The sequence below is a fragment of the Bathymodiolus platifrons methanotrophic gill symbiont genome (assembly GCF_002189065.1).
GTDB lineage: Bacteria > Pseudomonadota > Gammaproteobacteria > Methylococcales > Methylomonadaceae > Methyloprofundus.
The window spans coordinates 1-1,910 of record NZ_BDMN01000023.1 but is presented as its reverse complement, the minus strand read 5'-3'; the positions used below and the strand labels follow the sequence as shown (position 1 = coordinate 1,910).

Genomic DNA, 1,910 nt, shown 5'->3' with positions numbered 1-1,910 from the left:
CAGAAACGAGAAACCAATAAATCGTGGCGCATGGATGAAACGTATATCAAAGTGAAGGGTCAGTGGACCTATTTATACCGAGCTGTTGATAGTCACGGTGATACGCTTGATTTTATGCTTTCTGAGCGCCGTGATGAAGAGGCTGCAACAGCCTTTTTCAAACAAACGATTAACAATAATGGCTTTCCTGATAAGGTCGTTATGGATAAAAGTGGCGCTAACTATGCAGGATTATCCAATATTAACCTCTTGTTAATCCTCGCTGGGTTTGCCAATATGATCGACATATTACAGGTTAAATATTTGAATAACATCATCGAACAGGATCACCGCTTTATCAAAAAAATAACAGAACCGATGATGGGCTTTAAAGCGTTTCACTCCTCCCAAGCAACAATTGATGGAATTGAAACGGCACATATGATCCGAAAGGGGCAATTGTCTGAGGAAAATATTCCTGCTTATAAGCAGTTTATGGCTTTAGCAGGATAGTTATGCCTGAAGACCAGGAGGACTACGCTTTTTGATAATTATTGCGACAAAACCTGTATTCATTACTAACAATAAATAGCTGCATAAAGCACATAATGGTATTGCCATAACCATTGCCAGAATCTTTTTTGTAGTTAACGATTTGCTCCATAGCTCGGCGAGTAACGATCTGGTGATTTTTTAACTCAATTTGCACGACAGGTATGCCGTTGATGAGCAATATTACATCGTAACAATGGTGACTATCACTGGTGTTCATTTGTAACTGGTTAATAACCTCAAACTCATTTTTACACCAATCTTTTATATTGACAAGGGTGTAATGTAGAGGTGTTCCATCTTCCCGTCTAAAATAGCCTGTCTCTCGCAATGTTTTTGATGCTTTAAATACGTCGTCGGTGACAATCTCATCTCGTAGGCGAGAGAACTCAGACTCAGTGAGGCTTACACTATTTAGCACTTCGAACTTTTTACGGAAATTTTTCTCAAGTGCTACCTTGTCACAAATATCATCCCGATAGGTATACTTGAGATCTACTAGCTTACCAATTAACCTCTCTTCAATATTTTTTTCTTTTGTCATCTATATTCACTCAATTAACACAATGGGTAGTGGGCAAAGTTGATATTATTTCAATAAACGTAATCTGGGCATATATGGACGAAAGTCTCTGTAATCCTAGTGGTGAACAAGTATATTCAAGAGCACAAGAAACACTATTCATTTAACGGCTATATATCGCCACAGGGCGCATTTTGCAAATTCTGCGGCGTGCGGGTGCACAATTTATATTAGGAATGATGTACGAACATGGTAAAGGTGTTGATCCGGACGACAAAGAAGCCGTTAAGTGGTACAGGATGGCGGCAGAACAAGGGCATCCTGGCGCGCAAAAAAATTTGGTAAGGGTAGAAAATGGACTGTAGCCTATGGTATTAACATCCTAACCAAGTCGAAACGCTGAGAAGCGTCTATCCGGGATTATCTCCTGATACTGATGAGACAGATTCTTAGTTTAATGGTAAATTAAAATGAAAAAATCAAAATTGTTCCGTTCACTGCCTATCGTGTTAACTGTAGGTTTAATGTCATTTAGTAGTGTTTCTAGTGCTAAGTTGTGGGAGTTTAGTAGAGCAAATTGCTTTCCGCCGGGAGGAGCTGATTATGGAAATGAGTCAATAACATTCATGAGCTCGGAGAAGAGATTGTCGAGGGTTTTTAGCAGGCACTATAAGCATGGAAAGATGAGACATCAGCTTGACACTGGATGGGAATATTTATGGAATAATAACGGGGCAGCCCATAGAGATAATACAGGTCAATCCTTATGGACTGTTGTGGGATTCCATTATTTGAAATCTGGAAATAATAAAACGTTCCTTTCTAAACGTAGCCAAACTGACAATTGTAATTTTTC

Annotated in this window: 2 protein-coding genes, 1 other RNA gene and 2 pseudogenes; 4 read left to right on the top strand and 1 reads right to left on the bottom strand. The window is 39.1% G+C overall.

Annotation, left to right across the window (positions count from 1 at the left end; translation table 11 throughout):
- A partial coding sequence (locus CDZ78_RS01610) for an IS6 family transposase (RefSeq protein WP_087868390.1) occupies window positions 1–492 on the top strand: 492 nt, incomplete at its 5' end.
- A 40-nt stretch (window positions 493–532) separates the two neighbouring features.
- On the opposite strand, the pseudogene CDZ78_RS01605 reads toward CDZ78_RS01610, so the two are convergent.
- Window positions 533–1,075: pseudogene (locus tag CDZ78_RS01605) on the bottom strand (type I restriction endonuclease); the annotation flags it as partial.
- A gap of 173 nt (window positions 1,076–1,248) precedes the next feature.
- Here CDZ78_RS01605 and CDZ78_RS01600 point away from each other — a divergent pair.
- The 3 genes and pseudogenes from CDZ78_RS01600 to CDZ78_RS22660 all read left to right on the top strand — a co-directional run.
- On the top strand, window positions 1,249–1,419 hold the full coding sequence (locus CDZ78_RS01600) for a tetratricopeptide repeat protein (protein WP_275967705.1): 171 nt from the start codon (window positions 1,249–1,251) through the stop codon (window positions 1,417–1,419).
- 24 nt (window positions 1,420–1,443) lie between these two features.
- Window positions 1,444–1,505: hammerhead ribozyme type II (locus tag CDZ78_RS01595), an RNA gene on the top strand.
- 19 nt (window positions 1,506–1,524) lie between these two features.
- Window positions 1,525–1,910, top strand: a pseudogene (locus CDZ78_RS22660) (hypothetical protein); the annotation flags it as partial.